General features: G+C 75.8%; 1 protein-coding gene. It reads left to right on the top strand.

All coding sequences use genetic code 11. The features are described from left to right. Nucleotides 1–517 (top strand): glycoside hydrolase family 3 C-terminal domain-containing protein (locus HO151_RS06930; RefSeq protein ID WP_173895207.1); only part of this gene is annotated, 517 nt, incomplete at both ends.

Here is a 517-nt window from a genome sequence, read left to right as displayed (position 1 = left end):
CGGACAGCTCCCGGATCGTCGCCCGCGTCCGGAAGGCCCTGGACCAGGGCCTGCTGACCACGGCCGACATCGACACGGCGGTGCGCCGCCAGCTCTCGGTCCGCTTCCGGCTCGGTGAGTTCGACCCCGGCCCGGACCCCTGGGCGGACCCCGGGGACTTCGACACCCCCGCGCACCGGGACCTCGCCCGGGAGGCCGCGGAACAGGCGGTCGTCCTGCTCAGGAACGACGGCCTGCTGCCCCTCGCCCGGGAGGACACCCGGGTCGCGGTGGTCGGCCTCCTCGCCGACGAGTGCAAGCTCGACTGGTACAGCGGCACCCTCATCCACCGCTCCACACCGCTGGAGGGACTGTACGAGCGCTTCGGCGCCGACCGCGTGGACTTCGCCGAGGGCGTGGACCGCGTACGGCTGCGGACCCCGGCCGGTACGTACCTGAGTGTGCGGCCGGCCGACGACGGGGCCGCCGACACCGCCGGTGACCCGGCCGGCGAGCGGGGCGCGCCGGACCCGGCCCT

The sequence above is a fragment of the Streptomyces sp. 8P21H-1 genome (genome assembly GCF_013302945.1).
The sequence above is the reverse complement of the archived record's forward strand: the minus strand, read 5'-3'. Positions and strand labels throughout refer to the sequence as shown.